At 73.5% G+C, this 13,808-nt stretch carries 13 protein-coding genes; 8 read left to right on the plus strand and 5 right to left on the minus strand.

Annotation, left to right across the window (positions count from 1 at the left end; all coding sequences use genetic code 11):
* Nucleotides 1–10 precede the first annotated feature (10 nt).
* The 3 genes from BUE41_RS11125 to BUE41_RS11135 form a co-directional block, all read right to left on the minus strand.
* The gene (locus BUE41_RS11125) at nt 11–1,543 is read right to left on the minus strand and encodes an ABC transporter substrate-binding protein (RefSeq protein ID WP_073456960.1); all 1,533 of its coding nucleotides are present in this window, start codon (nt 1,541–1,543) and stop codon (nt 11–13) included.
* A 45-nt stretch (nt 1,544–1,588) separates the two neighbouring features.
* Complete coding sequence (locus tag BUE41_RS11130; protein ID WP_073456961.1) at nt 1,589–2,611, minus strand: ABC transporter ATP-binding protein; 1,023 nt, start codon at nt 2,609–2,611, stop codon at nt 1,589–1,591.
* Between the two features lie 175 nt (nt 2,612–2,786).
* The gene (locus BUE41_RS11135) at nt 2,787–3,779 is read right to left on the minus strand and encodes a carbohydrate kinase family protein (RefSeq protein WP_234997171.1); all 993 of its coding nucleotides are present in this window, start codon (nt 3,777–3,779) and stop codon (nt 2,787–2,789) included.
* 399 nt (nt 3,780–4,178) lie between these two features.
* Here BUE41_RS11135 and BUE41_RS11140 point away from each other — a divergent pair, with 399 nt between their 5' ends.
* Entirely contained in the window at nt 4,179–5,234 is a 1,056-nt protein-coding gene (locus tag BUE41_RS11140) for a PucR family transcriptional regulator (protein WP_073456962.1), read from the plus strand.
* Between the two features lie 4 nt (nt 5,235–5,238).
* On the opposite strand, the gene BUE41_RS11145 is transcribed toward BUE41_RS11140, so the two are convergent.
* Nucleotides 5,239–6,177, minus strand: coding sequence for a LysR substrate-binding domain-containing protein (locus BUE41_RS11145; protein WP_084754751.1), 939 nt, complete (start codon nt 6,175–6,177; stop codon nt 5,239–5,241).
* A 234-nt stretch (nt 6,178–6,411) separates the two neighbouring features.
* Between BUE41_RS11145 and BUE41_RS11150 the strand changes: the two genes are divergently transcribed.
* The 3 genes from BUE41_RS11150 to BUE41_RS11160 all read left to right on the plus strand — a co-directional run bounded on the left by BUE41_RS11150 (nt 6,412) and on the right by BUE41_RS11160 (nt 9,976).
* Nucleotides 6,412–7,665 carry an amidohydrolase family protein gene (locus BUE41_RS11150; protein WP_073456963.1) on the plus strand — a complete coding sequence of 418 codons (1,254 nt, stop codon included), beginning with the start codon at nt 6,412–6,414 and terminating at the stop codon, nt 7,663–7,665.
* On the plus strand, nt 7,662–8,681 hold the full coding sequence (locus tag BUE41_RS11155; protein ID WP_073456964.1) for a peptidyl-alpha-hydroxyglycine alpha-amidating lyase family protein: 1,020 nt from the start codon (nt 7,662–7,664) through the stop codon (nt 8,679–8,681). The genes BUE41_RS11150 and BUE41_RS11155 overlap by 4 nt, the downstream gene beginning before the upstream one ends.
* An 86-nt stretch (nt 8,682–8,767) precedes the next feature.
* Nucleotides 8,768–9,976, plus strand: coding sequence for a uroporphyrinogen decarboxylase/cobalamine-independent methonine synthase family protein (locus tag BUE41_RS11160; RefSeq protein WP_073456965.1), 1,209 nt, complete (start codon nt 8,768–8,770; stop codon nt 9,974–9,976).
* Between the two features lie 18 nt (nt 9,977–9,994).
* Here BUE41_RS11160 and BUE41_RS11165 read toward each other — a convergent pair whose 3' ends face one another.
* Nucleotides 9,995–10,921 carry an alpha/beta hydrolase gene (locus BUE41_RS11165; RefSeq protein ID WP_073456966.1) on the minus strand — a complete coding sequence of 309 codons (927 nt, stop codon included), beginning with the start codon at nt 10,919–10,921 and terminating at the stop codon, nt 9,995–9,997.
* Between the two features lie 86 nt (nt 10,922–11,007).
* On the opposite strand from BUE41_RS11165, the gene BUE41_RS11170 reads away from it, so the two are divergent.
* Genes BUE41_RS11170 through BUE41_RS11185 form a run of 4 tightly spaced genes read left to right on the plus strand, consistent with a single transcriptional unit; the run spans nt 11,008 to nt 13,808 of the window.
* Nucleotides 11,008–11,268, plus strand: coding sequence for a hypothetical protein (locus tag BUE41_RS11170; protein ID WP_073456967.1), 261 nt, complete (start codon nt 11,008–11,010; stop codon nt 11,266–11,268).
* The gene (locus tag BUE41_RS11175) at nt 11,265–12,068 is read left to right on the plus strand and encodes an N-acyl homoserine lactonase family protein (protein WP_073456968.1); all 804 of its coding nucleotides are present in this window, start codon (nt 11,265–11,267) and stop codon (nt 12,066–12,068) included. The genes BUE41_RS11170 and BUE41_RS11175 overlap by 4 nt, the downstream gene beginning before the upstream one ends.
* Nucleotides 12,065–12,922 carry an SDR family NAD(P)-dependent oxidoreductase gene (locus tag BUE41_RS11180; protein WP_073456969.1) on the plus strand — a complete coding sequence of 286 codons (858 nt, stop codon included), beginning with the start codon at nt 12,065–12,067 and terminating at the stop codon, nt 12,920–12,922. Before BUE41_RS11175 ends, BUE41_RS11180 begins: the two co-directional genes overlap by 4 nt.
* Nucleotides 12,915–13,808, plus strand: coding sequence for an NAD(P)-dependent oxidoreductase (locus BUE41_RS11185; RefSeq protein WP_073456970.1), 894 nt, complete (start codon nt 12,915–12,917; stop codon nt 13,806–13,808). Before BUE41_RS11180 ends, BUE41_RS11185 begins: the two co-directional genes overlap by 8 nt.

The following is a 13,808-nucleotide window of genomic DNA, read 5'->3' on the forward strand; positions in this document are numbered from 1 at the left end:
CTCCTCGCCGTCACGCCGTGGTCACGCCGACGCCGACGAACTTCGTGTCGAGCGTCATGTCGAGGTCCTCCACGGTGTCGCGGTGGGCGGCCAGCCGCGGCGCGGTGCAGATCGGCATGATCGGCGGGCCGCTGGTCAGCACGGCGGTCATCAGCTCGTGCATCGCTCTGCCGCGCACGGTCGGGTCGAAGCTGGACGACGATCGCGCCAGCAGCTCGGCGGTGCCGGGCTGGTCGTAGCCGCCCGGGTTGAAGATGCCGCCGGGCAGCAGGAAGTTCTGCACGAACACGCTCTGGTCGGGCCGGGCGTTGAGGTAGACCGATACGGTCGCGTCGAACTCGCCGTTGCGCCGCGCGGTGACGAACTGGACGTTCTCCATCGGCCGCAGGTTCACGGTGATGCCGATGGCGCCCCACTGCGACTGCAGGATCTGGCCGATCTGGGTGTAGTTCTGCGCGGTGCCCACCTGCAGTTCGATGCTGAACCCGTTCGGCAGGCCCGCCTCGGCGAGCAGCTGCCTGGCCCACCCGGGATCGTGCTGCACCTCGGGCAGCTCCTCGATCGCGGCGGAGTAGGCCCAGTCCTTCGGGTCGAACGGTTGCGCGCTCGGGGTGCAGCCGGATTCGCCGAAGACGTTGCGGGCCAGCGCCTCGCGGTCGAGGGCGAGCATCATCGCCTTGCGCACCCTCGGGTCGGCCAGCTCGCGACGGCCAGTGTTGACCAGCACGCCCCAGAACGACTCCGCGATCGCCGGCCGGAGCAGGGTGAGCCCGCTCGCCTCCACCTCGCGGACCTGCGCGGGGATGACGAACGCGGTGTCGAGCTGGCGGGAGCGCAGGGCGCGCAGCCGGGCGCTGTCATCGATGAAGACGTCGATGTCGACGCCGCTCACCTTCACCGCGTCGGCGTTCCAGTAGCCGTCCCAGGCGGTGAACTCCAGGCGCGGGCCCTCGAACTTGTCGAGCTTGAACGGGCCGGCGCCGGCACCTGCGCGGGAGAGGTCGTCGCCGAGGCGGGCCGGGTTGATGATCATTCCGGCCTCGCCGGCGAGCACGCCGAGCATCGGTGCGGCGGCCCGGGCCATCCGCAGCCGGACGTGCCGGTCGTCGACCACCTCGACCGACTCGACGTCGGCGAGCTGCGCGGAGAAGTTCGTGCCCCCGGCCTTGGCGGCGTCGAGGTTGGCCTTCACCGCGGCCGCGTCGAACGGTGCCCCGTCCTGGAACGTCACGCCGGCGCGCAGCGTGAGATCGAGGACGAGGCCGTCGTCGGAGAGGGTCCAGCTCTCCGCGAGCGCCGGCTCGAACGTGCCGTCGGGAGCGCGCTGGATCAGGGTGTCGTAGAGCATCCCGATCCACTGCGCCTCGTACGGCGCGGACTTGCGGGGATCGAGCGACGAGGGGATGGCGGCGGCGCCGACCTTGAGCCGGCCGCGTGGGTCGCCGTCGGCTCCACCTGATGCCGAGGATCCGCACGCGGCCGGCACCACAGCCAGAACGACCGCCGCGAGCAGCGCGAACGCTCGGGATGACAGAGGGGTCATGGCAGTCCTGTCCTGCAGGGGGCGACGGACGCCCGGGACGGTTGATCAGGCAGGCACAGCGGGCCGGGTGACGGGTTCGCCTGCCGCGGCCCGGGCGCAGCGCACGGAGCGGGCGCCGGGTAGGGCGGTCTCGTGCTGCGGCGCGAGGCAGCGCTCGTCGCCGCCGTGCGGGCAGCGCGGCTCGAACCGGCAGCCCGCGGGGAAGCGGCCCGCGACCGGGACGCGGCCCTGGATGACGGGCAGCAGCGTGCGTGGGTGCCCGGTCTGCGGGACCGCGTCGAGCAGCGCACGCGTGTAGGGATGGGCGGGATCGGCGAACAGCTCGTCGACCCCGGCGCGTTCGACGACCGTGCCGGCGTACATGACGACGACGCGGTCGCAGAAGTCCGCGACCACGCCCAGGTCGTGCGTGACCAGCAGCACCGCGATCCCCTGTTCGCGGCGCAGTTCGCGCAGCAGCTCCAGGATCTCGGCCTGGATGGTGACGTCGAGCGCGGTGGTGGGCTCGTCGGCGAGCACGAGATCGGGATCGCACGCGATCGCGGAGGCGATCATCACCCGCTGCTGCATGCCACCGGACAGCTCGTGCGGGTAGGAGTCCAGGCGGCGGGCGGCGTCGGCGATCCCGACGCGATCGAGCAGCTCCTCCGCCCGCGCCCTGGCCACCTTGCGGCTCTCACCCAGGTGCAGCCGCCGCGCTTCGGCGATCTGGTCGCCCACGCGCATCGTGGGGTCCAGGCTGCTCATCGGCTCCTGGAAGATCGCGCCCAGCGAGCGGCCACGGACGGAACGCAGCTCGCGCTCGCTGCAGGCGAGCAGATCGCGGCCGCCGAGCCGGATCGACCCGCTGCTGACGGTGAAACCGCGCGGGAGCAGCCCGAGCACCGCCATGCCCGTCATCGTCTTGCCGCAGCCGGACTCCCCGATGAGGGCGACGGACTCGCCGGGCGCCACGGTGAACGAGACGTCGTGGATCAGACCGCGCTGGACGGTCTCACCGGCCAGGTCGATCGCGAGGTCCGAGACGGCGAGCAGCGGCTCGCGGGACGGCGGGGGCGCAAGGCTCATCGGGGACTCGCTCCGTGCGTCGACGACGTTGTACGAACGGCACCCTGCATCCGCATCTCCCCGGCGCGACGCGCCCGGGCGAAGATCGGGACGAAACGGATCGTACGGCGCGGGACGGGCGGTTCCCGCGACGAGAACGCCGCCCTGCGTTGCGCTGACCTCAACGATCGCCGGGTCACGACAGCACCCGTCCCGCGGTGAGGACCGGGGCCAGCTCGGCGGCGGCCTGCTGCCCGTACGCGGCGGCGACGCGGGAGAGATCGTCGTCCGGGTCGGGCCGCCACGCGAGCGCGCCGGAGCTCTCCAGCACCTTGGCCGCGACGAGCGCGCCGAGCTGGGCGGCGCGTTCCGGGCCGAGGCCGTGCAGGATCCCGGCCAGGAACGCGGCGCGGAACCCGTCACCGGCCCCGGTCGGATCGGCCACCCCGCGGGCGGGCACCGCGCCGACGTGGATGCCGGCGTCGTCGGTGACCAGCAGCGATCCCTTCGCACCGAGCGTGGTGACGCGCGTGCCGACCCGGCTGGCGACCTCCTCGGCGGACCAGCCGGTGCGCTGCAGCAGCAGCTGCCAGCCGTCCTCGTCGGTGAACAGCCAGCGGGCGCCGTCGATGAGCGCGCGGCAGTGCTCACGGTCGAGCTGTTCGAGCGCGTGCGCCGGGTCGGCGGCGAACGGCAGGCCCAGCGCCCGCGCCTGCGCGGTGTGCGCGAGCATCGCACCGGGATCACCGGCGCCGACGTGCACCAGCTCGGGCACATGGGCGGCCGCGAGCGGGTTGAGGGCGATGGTGCGGGTCTCGGGCAGCGCCCCCGGGTGAACGGACGTGATCCGGGACCCGGTGTCGTCGACGGTGGTGACGACGCGGGCGGTGGGCGCAGTGGCCGTGACGCGGACACCGGCGCAGTCCACGCCGTGGCGCTCCAGCCACGCGCGGTGCTCGGCGAAGTCCGCGCCGACCGCGGCGACCAGCACCGGTGCGGCGCCGAGCACGCCGAGCCCGTAGGCGACGGCGGCCGCGGTGCCGCCGGGGCGCACCACCAGGTCGTCGACGAGGAAGCTCAGCGACACCTGCCGCAGCCGGCCGGCGACGAGCTGGTCGGCGAACCGGCCGGGGAAGTGCATGCGCTGCTCGGTGATCACCGAACCGGTGACGAGCACGGTCGTGGCCACGTCAGCCGCCGAGGTCGAGATCCCGGGTGCGGACGTCGACGCGCATGCGATCACCTCTGGGGAACGGCGGGAAATCGGGGCGCCGGGCGTTCCGGCCGAACTGCTGCGAACCAGGTTCGCAGGCCCGGCGACAACGCGGTATCGGCTGCGGTTCCAATTCCGCGGACTGAGGTGTTGGCCAGTTCCACAAACGTGTCACCCGGGCCGGTGACCCGGTCGTGAGCTGCGCGGGTACCTCAACCAAGCGTGCGGAAAACTCAACGGTCCGCTGTTTCCGGTGCTCCGGGATCGCCCGGCGTGACCTGCGGTTGTGGCGCCCCACAACGGCCGTTCACGAAGCATCCGCACCGCGTTCGGGCCGGTTGCCCGTCGGCGCCGGGCGGTCCTAGCGTCCGCGCCATGCCGGAGCCGAGCCATGACGGATGTGCGCGCGGCGTCGTCGCGGCCTGCCGCCGGCTCAGCGCCGCAGCGGCCCGCGGCGCGGGGCCGGCCGAGCTCGCCGGCATCCTCGCCGCCGGTGTCGGTGCACCCGTCACCGTGCTCGCCGGCACCCGCGTGGTCGCGGCGACCGGACCGCCGCTGACCCCGGCCGACGGGGTCGCCGCGGTGGTCCCGCCCGGCGCTGGGCAGGTCGTGGTCGGGCGCCCGGCCGGCCCGGTGCCGGCTGAACTGCTGTGCCTGGCCGCCGAGCACGCGGCACTGGCGTGCGCGGCGGCCCGCGATCCCGCCGGCGCGGCCCGCCGCGACCTCCTGGAGGCGCTGCTGCTGGGCCGGGCGCACCACGACGGGGAGCTGGCCCGGTGGGCGGCCCACCTCGGCCACGACGGGCGCCCGCACGCCGTCGCGGTGCTCGTGCCGCACCGGGACCCGGCCGCCGCGGAGGCCGAGATCCGTCGGCACGCGCCCACCGCGATGGTGACGGCGCGGCCCGACGAGGTGGTCGCGGTGCTCGGTGCGGACACGCCCGCCGCCGCCGTGGACCGGGCGGTCGCACTGGCCGACCAGCTCGGCGTCGCGGCGGCCGGGATCGGCGACGCCTACTGCGCCGCCGCCGACGTCGCGCGCTCCTACGGCGAGGCCCGGCGGGCGCTCGCCGTGGCCCGCCGCCGCAGCGGTGCGGAGCGGGTGCTGACCTTCCGCGATCTCGGCGTCAACCGGCTGCTCGCGCGCTTCCCCGATCTCGCTGAGCTGCGCTCGTTCGGCGAGGAGGTGATCGGGCGGCTGCTCGACGAGGAGGCCGCCACCGGCATGCCCTACCTCGCGACCCTCACCGCGTACTTCCAGGTCAACGGCAGCCCGAGCCAGGCGGCGCGCCGACTGCACGTCCACCCGAACACGATCGCCTACCGGATGCGGCGCATCGAGGAGCTGACCGGGCTGCGGCTGGGCGAGCAACGCGATCGGTTGATGGCCGAGGTGGCCGTCGAGATCGTCGCCGGGATGGGCCGCGCGTGACTCCTCAGGCGCTCGCGCGCAGCGTCGGACGACCCTCAGCGAGGAGCCACTTGCGGAACGCGGTGAACGCCTTCCGGTGCGGCCGGTCGGCCGGGTAGACGAGGTAGAACTGGCTGCGCGGCCGCGGCACGTCCGGGAACGGCATGACCAGCCGGCCCGACGCCAGGTCCGGCTCGATGAACGGCAGCGGCGCGAGCATCACGCCGTGGCCCGCGGTCGCGGTCTGGTAGGCCAGCGTGGAGTCGCCGAACGACGGCCCGCGGTTCACGGTGACCCCGTCCAGACCGACCGCGTCGAACCACATCTGCCACAGGTGCGGGGACGCGGCCGAGCGCAGGAAACCGTCGCCGGGCAGCCTCTTGAGATCGGCGGGCTCGGCCAGCCGGTACTCCGCGACGTAGCTGGGGCTGCACACCAGCACCAGATCGGCGTCGACGACGAGATCGGCGTCCGAGCCCGGCCACGGCCCCGACGCAGCCGGGCGGATCTCGGCGTCCACGTCGCCGCGCCCGAAGTCGGCCGGGTTGCTGGAGGTGACCAGATCCAGCTCGATCCACGGCTGGCTGCGCCGGAACCGGTTCAGCCGGGGGACCAGCCAGGTGCTGGCGAGCAGCGTGTAGGAGCGGATGTTCAGCGCCTCTTCGGGGCGCCAGCGCCCGCTCACCTGGCCGGTCGCGTCGGCGATCGCAGTCAGGTGCTCGGTGACGGCGCGCAGGTAACGCGCGCCGACGTCGGTCAGCCGGATCGTGCGGCCTTCGTGGCGGAACAGCGCCACACCGAGCCACGACTCCAGGGCCCGCACCTGCCGGCTGACCGCGCCGGGCGTCACGTACAGCTCAGCGGCCGCGGCCCGGATGCTGCCCAGGCGGCCCGCCGCCTCGAAGCTGCGCAGCGCGTTCAGCGGGGGCAGGTGCAGGCCTCCACCGCCACGGTGCGTGCTCACCCGGCTGAGTCTCGGTGACGTGGCTTACACCCGTCAACCGCTGGCAACGGTTGACCTCAGCTCAACAATCGTGCCGTTTTCGTCGCCGTCGGGCCGCTCCGACCGGCCCTAGCATCCGGGTACGGCACCGTCGGCGAGGACAGGGAGCAACGACACGGCGCGGGTGTCCGCACCGGGATCCGGGTCCGCCCGCCGGGTGGCCGGTACCCCTGGACGACCAGACGGGAGCACCGCGTGACCGTTGTCCCCCCGTACGACCTGCTGATCCGCGGCGGCCATGTGCTCGACCCCGGCTCCGGCATCGACGGCCGCACCGACATCGCGGTCGCCGGTGGCCGCATCGCTGCGATCGCGCCCGAGATCGACCCGGCGCAGGCACGGCGCGTCGTCGAGATCCGCGGCGCGGACCGCTACGTCGTGCCCGGCCTGATCGACATCCACACCCACGTCGCGCACGGAGCCACCACGCCGGGCGTCGGCATGGGCTGCTGCGACCCCGACGACGTCGGCGTGCGCTCCGGCGTCACCACCGTCGTCGACTGCGGGTCGGTCGGCGTGGCCAACCTCGGTGTGTTCCCCACGCACATCCTGCCGAAGGCGGCGACCCGCGTGGTCGTGTTCGTCAACGCGGGCAGCCACGCCCACACCATGCCCGGCTGGGCTGACGTCGCGACCCTCGACGACATCGACGAGCGCGCCATCGCCGCGTGCGTCGAGCACAACCCGGGGCTCGTCTCCGGCGTCAAGCTGCGGCTGGTCGGCGACATCGTGAACGAGCGCGGCGAGGAGATCGTCGACCGGTCGAAGAAGGTGGCGCGCGAGCACCGCGTGCCGCTGATGGTGCACATCGGCGACCTCAAGGCCGCCGAGCGGCCCCGACCCGACCGGATGGCGGAGGTGACCCGGCACCTGCTGGAGGTGCTCGAGCCGGGCGACGTGCTGACGCACCTGTGCACCCCCAACGTCGGCGGGGTCATGGACGACGTCGACGCCACGTTCCCGCTGATCGCCGAGGCCCGGGCGCGCGGGGTGGTGCTCGATCCCGCGCTCGGCATGGGCAACTTCGGCTACGCGGTGGCCAAGGAGCAGGCCGACCGGGGGCTGCACCCGGACACGATCTCCAGCGACGTCACGCTCGGTGGGCAGAAGTTCCACAGCCTCGTCGAGTGCATGGCGAAGTTCATGGCCGTCGGCTACTCGTTCCGGGACGTCGTCTCCATGACGACCGGGCGGGCCGCAGCCGCGATCGGGCTGGCCGACGAGATCGGCGCGATCGCCGTCGGGCGCGTCGCCGACCTGACGGTGCTCGATCTCGTGCGCGGTGACTTCACGTTCGTCGACACCACGAAGACCCGCTTCTCCGGGGAGTACGGCATCGTGCCGGTGCACACGATCCGCGCGGGGGAGCTGATCGCGCCCGGCTGGGGCACGCACCCGTGGGGGTTCCTGCCGGAGTCGGCCGAGACCGCCGGGGCGGGTGCCCGATGACGGCCGCTCCCGCCCGCCCCGATCTGCGCTACACGGTCGACGACCGATGGGGTCGGGTGCCCGAGCACCTCGCCCACACCGACGTCGCGGCCGTCGACGTCGCCCCGGACGGCACCGTCTACCTGTTCACCCGCAACCGCAACGGCGTCGTCGTACTCGACCCCGACGGCACGGTGCTCACCGCGTGGGGCGACGGGATCTTCCACACCCCGCACGGGCTCACCCTGGCCCCTGACGGCACCGTCTGGTGCGTCGACTGCGGCGACCACACCGTCCGCCGGTTCACCCCGGACGGACGGCTGCTGCAGACGATCGGCACCCCCGGCGTCGCCTCCGACACCGGGTACGGCCGCCGCGGTCCCGTCGTCGTGCACCTCAACGAGACCGTGCAACGCCCGGCCGGGCCGTTCAACGGCTGCACCAACCTCACCGTCGCGCCCACCGGGGAGCTGTTCGTCGCCGACGGCTACGGCAACTGCCGCGTCCACCGGTTCACCGCAGACGGCGAACTCGTCGACTCGTGGGGCGGGATCGGCACCGGACCCGGCGAGTTCCACCTGCCGCACGCCATCTGCGCCACCTCCGACGGGCACCTGCTCGTCGGCGACCGGGAGAACGACCGCATCCAGATCTTCGACCTCGACGGCACCTACGTCGCCGAGTGGACCGACGTGCAGCGGCCCTGCGACATCGCCGTCGACGCCGCCGGGCTGGTGTACGTCGCCGAGCTGTGGCGGCCCGGTGGCAACGCCTCGTTCACCCGCGGGGCCAGCACGACCGATCGGCCGGGCCGGGTCAGCGTGTTCGACCGGAACGGCAGCGTCGTCGCCCGCTGGGGCGCCTCGACGGTGATGCGCGATGCGCCCGGCAACTTCATCGCCCCGCACGGCATCGCCGTCGACCCGACGGGCGCCGTGTACGTCGCCGAGGTCACCGGCACGTTCGGCGTCGCCGCCGGCCGCGTGCCCGCCGACATGGCCGGCCACCAACTGCAGAAGTTCACCCCCATCGGCTGATCCGGCCGAGAGCACCGGACGGCGAACCCGCCGCCCGGCGGACCGTCCTGCGCTCTCGCTCGCGCCGCCACCAGGAAGGACACACGATGAAGCGCAACGACGGACGGGTCCGCACGTCGCACGGGGGCAACCTGCCCCTCCCGCCCGACCTGAACAAGCTGGTCAACGACGCGGAGCGGGACGAGGCCGCGATCGCAGCGCGGCTGCCGAGCGCCGTGCAGGAGGTCGTCGACCAGCAGATCGCCGCTGGCATCGACGTCGTCAACGACGGCGAGTACGTCAAGGCCGGCGCGGCCGGCGCCTACGCCGGTTACATCCACGCCCGCGTCACCGGCTGGGAGGTGCGCGAGCCCGGTTCCGTACCACCGAAGCGCGGCGGGGTCGCCGAGCGCGATCGCGCCCTCTTCCCGGGGGTGTACGCGTCCGGGCTGTGGTTGTCCGGCTCCGGCGGCCCGGTCCGCCCTGGCTTCGCCACGCCCGGCAAGACCCCGGCGCCGCCGCGGCCGCGGGTGTGCGTCGAGCCGGTCCGCTACGTCGGCCACGAGGCCATCGCCGCCGACATCGACGCCCTCCAGCACGCGCTCAAGGCCCGGCCCGACGCCGAGGACGTCGAGGGGTTCATCGCCGCGCTCGGCCCGCTCAGCCTCGGTGCGGGCGCGATCAACGAGTACTACCCCTCGGAGGAGGAGTACCTCATGGCGGTCGCCGAGGTGGTGCGCGAGGAGTACCGCGCTATCACCGACGCCGGCCTGGTGGTGCAGATCGACGAGCCGGAGTTCCTCACGACCTGGTCGTTCTACCCCGAGTGGAGCCTGTCCGACCTGCGCCGCTACCTGGGCATGGCGGTCGAGGTGATCAACCACGCGGTGGAGGGGCTGCCCACCGAGCTGGTGCGGTTCCACTGCTGCTGGGGCAGCGGTCACCGGCCGCACGTCACCGACATCGAGCTCAAGCACGTCGTCGACCTGCTGCTCAAGATCGACGCTCAGACGTACGCGTTCGAGGCGGGCAACGTCCGCCACGCCCACGAGTGGCGGGTGTGGGCCGACGTCAAGCTGCCCGACGGCAAGCAGGTCATGCCCGGGGTGATCTCGCACGCGACCGACCTCGTCGAGCACCCCGAGCTCGTCGCGGAGCGGATCATGAACTTCGCGAGCGTGCTGGGCAAGGAGAACGTGCAGGCCGGCACCGACTGCGGCATCGGCTCGCGGGTCGGGCACGAGGAGATCGTGTGGGCCAAGCTGCGCGCCCTGGGGGAGGGCGCGCGGATCGCGAGCGAGCGCCTCTGGGGCTGATCCCCGCCCGGGCGCTCGTCAGACCGACCGGATCACCCGGACCCGGTCAGCGAGCGCCCGGCGGCTCACCTCCGCCTTCTTCGCGAGCCACTCGAAGCCGTGCGGTGCCCCCGGCCGCACGTGCAGCTCGCACGACACGCCCGCGGCCAGCAGCCGGCCGGCGAAGGCCAGGCACTCGTCGCGGAAGATGTCCAGCTCCCCGACCTCGAGGTACGTCGGCGGCAGCCCAGTCATGTCGGTGAGCCGGGCCGGCGCCGCGACCGGTGGCACGTCCGGCCCGCCGCGCGCGTCGCCGAGCACCGCCTCCCACGCGGTCGCGTTGTTGTCGTAGGTCCAGGTCGCGGTGGGGGCGAGCAGCGGGTCCGGCTCCACCGTGCGGTCGTCGAGCATCGGGTAGATCAGCACCTGCCGCGCCACCGGCACCCCGGCCTCGCGGGCCAGCACCGCGGCACCCGCGGCGATGCCGCCACCCCCGCTGTCGCCCATCAGTGCGATCCGCCGCGGATCCACCCCGAACTCCGCCGCGTGCGCGACCAGCCAGCGCAGCGCGGCGAACGCGTCCTCCGCCGGGCCGGTACCTGGGTGCTCGGGTGCGCGCCGGTACTCCACCGCGAGGAACGGGATCCCGGTGAGCTGCGTGTAGTGGCGCAGCATCGGGTCGTAGCCGTCGAGCGTGCCGGCGATCATGCCGCCGCCGTGCAGGTAGACCACCGCGGAGCCGGGCCCGCCGTCGGGCGGGACGCACCAGCGCAGGTCGATCTCCCCGGCGCGGTGGGCGGTCACCGTGATCTCCGGGGCGGGCGGGAGCGCCGCGTAGCTTTCGGCCTGGCGGGCCTCGATCAGCGCGCGCAGCCCGAGTACGTCGCCGCGTTCGGGGAGGACCGTGCCTGCGCTCGCGGCCACCCGTTCCTGCAGCGCGGGCAGGATCTCGGGGTCCAGCTCCATCGCTGTGTCCTCCTCGTCACACTTGTGTCGGACAATATTGTCTGACAGTCTGACGATCGATCAAGGGGTGTCGACGGGAGGGTGCGATGGCGCACAGCGCACGGCTCGTCGAGCTGTTCCCGGCGCAGCCGCGTACCAGGCCCAGCACGATCGGGTTCGCCATCGGCCGCGCCCTCCTCGGCGGGCTGGTCACCGCCGCGATCGCCGCCGGCTCCGGCAGCAGCACCCCGTCCGCGCTCCACATGGTCGTCGCCGCCGCGGCCTGCACGCTCGCACTCAACCGGTGGCTGCCCGAGGTGCGCGGCCGCACGCTGGACGCGTCGGCGGCGGAGGAGGTCACCACGTGAACGAAGTACTCGCCGTGCGCTACGGAGCGCGCACGGCCCGCAAGGCCGAGAGCTACCTGAACTACCACCTCTACGGCGAGCCGGACGAACCGTTCGCCATGGACTACTACTTCTGGCTCGTCCGCGGCGGCCCGGCCGGCACGATCCTCGTCGACTGCGGGTTCGGAGCCGAGCCGGGGCGGCGGCGCGGCCGCGACACGCTCGTCGACCCGGTCGCGGCGCTGGCCGCGCTCGGCGTCGAGGCCGGCGAGGTCGAGCGGATCGTGGTCACCCACGCCCACTACGACCACATCGGCAACCTGCACCGCTTCCCGAACGCCGAGGTGGTGATGGCCCGGCGCGAGTACGAGTTCTGGACCGGGCCGTACGCCGGGCGGCTGCAGTTCGCCCACCACGTGGAGGCAGGCGAGCTGGCTCACCTCGGCACCGTCCGCGAGCAGGGCAGGCTGCGGCTGGTGGAGGACACCTGCGACCTCGCGCCCGGCATCGAGCTGGTGGTGGTCGGCGGGCACACCCCCGGGCAGCTGGTCGTGCAGGTGGGCACCAGCACCGGCGCTGTCGTGCTCGCCGCCGACGCCCTGCACTTCTACGAGGAACTGGAGCGCGACCGGCCGTTCTTCGTGCTCTCCGATCTGGTCGAGATGTACAGGGGGTTCGACGTGCTGCGGGAGATGACCGAGGACCCGGGTCGGTTGCTCGTCGCGGGCCACGACGCCGAGGTGGGCAAGCGGTTCCCCGACCGCGTGGCCGGCCTGCCCGACGGGCTGTCCGACCTCGTCGTGCGGATCGCGGCGGCATGAGCTTCGCCGGGAAGGTCTGCCTGATCACCGGGGCCGCGGGCGGCCTCGGTTCAGCCACCGCGCGGCGGCTGTCGGCCGACGGCGCGTCGCTGGTGCTCTGCGACATCGACGGCGACCGGCTGGAGGCGCTGGCCAAGGAACTGCCCGGGCCGGCGATCGGGTGCCCGGGCGACGTCGCGCAGGAGGCCGACGTCGACGCCGCTGTCGCGGCCGGGGTCGCCGAGTTCGGCCGCATCGACCTGCACCACCTCAACGCCGGCATCCCCGGCCCGCTGGTCCGGCTCACCGAGCTGTCGGTCGCCGACTGGGACCGGGTGCTCGGGATCAACCTGCGCGGCGCGTTCCTCGGCGTGCGAGCGGCGTTCCGCCAGTACGAGGTGCAGCACGCTGCCGGGCACCCCGGCGGGGCGATCGTGCTCACCGCGTCGATCGCGTCGCTGCGCGGCGCCGACGACCTGCTGGCCTACCACGCGTCCAAGCACGGCGTGCTGGGCCTGCTCAAGGGTGCGGCCATCTACGGCGGGCCGATCGGTGTGCGGGTCAACGCGGTGGCGCCGGGCATCGTGCCCACCGCGCTGTTCGCCGGCGCAGGTGACGGACCCGGCGGGGGAGACGACATGGCGCGCCGGGCCAGCACGACCCCGCTGCGCCGGCCCGGCACCCCGGACGAGATCGCCTCCGTCGTCGCGTTCCTGCTGAGCGACGGGGCGGCGTACATGACCGGCGAGGTCGTGTCGGTCGACGGCGGCGCGGCCGCCGTCAGCATCGTGCGGCCGTCGGGCGGCGCCGGAGCCTGGGATCCCCGGCCGCACGACCTGCGGATGCACCCGGAACTGGAGGAGCGGGATGGCTGAGCGGACCGTCGGGTTCATCGGGCTGGGCAACATGGGCGGCCGCATGACCCGCCGACTGGTCGAGGCGGGCATCGAGGTGATCGGCTACGACACGCGGCCCGGTGCGGCGGAGGAGGTGGGGGCGGTCCCGGCCGCCGATCCCGCTGACGTCGCCGCCCGCACCGACGTGGTGCTGCTGTCGCTGCCCGACAGCCACGTCGTCGAGCCGGTGGTGCGGGCGCTGCTGCCGAGCGCGCGGGCCGGCGCCACTGTCGTCGACCTCTCGACGGCGTCGCCCACGTCGACGCAGCAACTGCACGCGGAGGCCGCCGAGCGGAGCGTGCAGTACATCGACGCCGGCATCTCCGGGGGCGCCGCGGCCGCGGAGAAGGGCACGCTCACGATCATGGCCGGTGGCGACGCCGACGCGCTCGCCCGCATCTCGTGGGTGTTCGCGCCGATCGCCGCGCAGGTCCACCACATGGGCGGGCCGGGTGCCGGGCACACGACGAAGCTGCTCAACAACTTCCTCAACGCGGTCAGCCTGGCGGCCACCGCCGAGGTGATGGTCGCCGGCCGCAAGGCGGGCCTCGACCTGGTGCAGCTGCTCGACGTGCTCAACACCAGCAGCGGCGTCAACTTCGCCACGCAGAACCGGTTCCCGCACATCGTCCGCGGCGACTACCTCGAGGGCGGGCTCACCGGCCGGTTGATGACCAAGGACGTCCAGCTCTACGTCGACCTGCTCGGCAGGCTCGGTGTCCCCACGCTCAACGCCGCGGGGCCGCTCGCCAGCTTCGGACTGGCCGAGAACCTCGGCTACGGCGACCAGATCAGCAACCGCGTCGTCGACGCCATCGGCGACGTGTCGGGTGGCGTGCGCGTGCACGACCTGGGAGGGAACTGA

The sequence above is a fragment of the Pseudonocardia thermophila genome (genome assembly GCF_900142365.1).
Lineage (GTDB): Bacteria > Actinomycetota > Actinomycetes > Mycobacteriales > Pseudonocardiaceae > Pseudonocardia > Pseudonocardia thermophila.